Annotated in this window: 1 protein-coding gene; it reads right to left on the bottom strand. The window is 56.5% G+C overall.

Annotated features, from left to right (window positions below):
- The coding region (locus I2F59_RS09840; RefSeq protein ID WP_195504018.1) for a dTDP-glucose 4,6-dehydratase at nucleotides 1-695 on the bottom strand (695 nt) is incomplete at its 3' end.
- Nucleotides 696-1,401 lie beyond the last annotated feature (706 nt).

Here is a 1,401-nt window from a genome sequence, read left to right as displayed (position 1 = left end):
CAGACGGCCGAGGAGTGGTCCTCGGTGTGGATCCAGTCGCGGACGTTCTCGCCGCGGCCGTAGAGCTTGGGGCGGACGCCGTCGATGATGTTCGTGATCTGCCTGGGGATGAACTTCTCCACGTGCTGGTAGGGGCCGTAGTTGTTGGAGCAGTTGGAGATCGTGGTGCGGAGGCCGTAGGTGCGGGTCCATGCGCGCACGAGCATGTCGGAGCTGGCCTTGGTCGAGCTGTACGGCGAGGACGGGTGGTAAGGCGTCTCCTCGGTGAACTTGGCGGGGTCGTCGAGCGCAAGGTCGCCGTAGACCTCGTCGGTGGAGACGTGGTGGTAGCGGACGCCGTATTTGCGGACGGCCTCCAGAAGTCGGAAGGTGCCCTCGACGTTGGTGCGCAGGAAGGGCTCCGGGTCCGCGATGGAGTTGTCGTTGTGGCTCTCGGCGGCGTAGTGCACGATGGCGTCGTGGCCGGGGACGATGCGGTCCAGCAGCTCCGCGTCGCAGATGTCGCCCACGACGAGCTCCACGCGGTCCGACGGCAGCCCGGCGATGTTCTCGGGGTTGCCGGCGTAGGTCAGCTTGTCCAGGACGGTGACGTGGACGCCGGGGTGGTTGTTCACGACGTAGTGCACGAAGTTGCTGCCGATGAAGCCGCAGCCGCCCGTGACGATGATGTTCTTAGGTTCAAAAATCTCAGACATGAAAATCCAATCTGAAGCATGTACAGCTTCTTTAGTATGCCGCAGGAAGTGACGCCGCGACACTATTCAACAAAACTATCGGACATTTCGGCATGCGATAAGAGCCATAACCTTCGCAGAATTACTTCCCCTACAAAACGCCTCCGGAATGCAGTCTTTGTCGTAACGGAAGACCGAATTCCCAGTTTTATCGCGTAAGTACTTATAGAAGAAATCCTCCCAGCTTTTAAACTTCTCACTGTTTACAAAGGCTTCTGGGGTTTCCAAAACCGTCTTAACATCTAGCTCTGAAATTACGCCGGAGCTCAGTAGAAGCCACTCGAATGATTCGGGAAGACAAACCGTAACAGTATCGCGGTGAATGTCTTGCAGCTTAAGGACGCGGTCCGCATAGCACCCAAATGCCGCCCCGTCCGCGACAACAAACACGCGATCGTCGAGATGCTGATCCAACCAGCCCAAAATCGCGCTGTTCGTCATGGCCGAAGTACAGGTAAGCTCACTGTCAGCGAAATGCCGTTCAAAGAACTGGAAACCAGACTTACTGTCCTCGCATAGAAGGATAGAAAAGTCCTGTTTTGGCGCCGACCGGGAAATAGCATAACGATGATTTGTTAGCGTCGGATTATTTTAGCCAAATATAGTCGGCCGAGATTGACCAATCCCGGCCGACCCATTTTAGCCAACACGCCCGCATCTATGACTT

Origin of the sequence: Collinsella aerofaciens (assembly GCF_015556945.1) — a bacterium.
In the GTDB taxonomy this organism is placed as follows: Bacteria; Actinomycetota; Coriobacteriia; order Coriobacteriales; family Coriobacteriaceae; genus Collinsella; species Collinsella aerofaciens_AO.
This window is presented reverse-complemented; position numbering and strand designations above follow the sequence as displayed.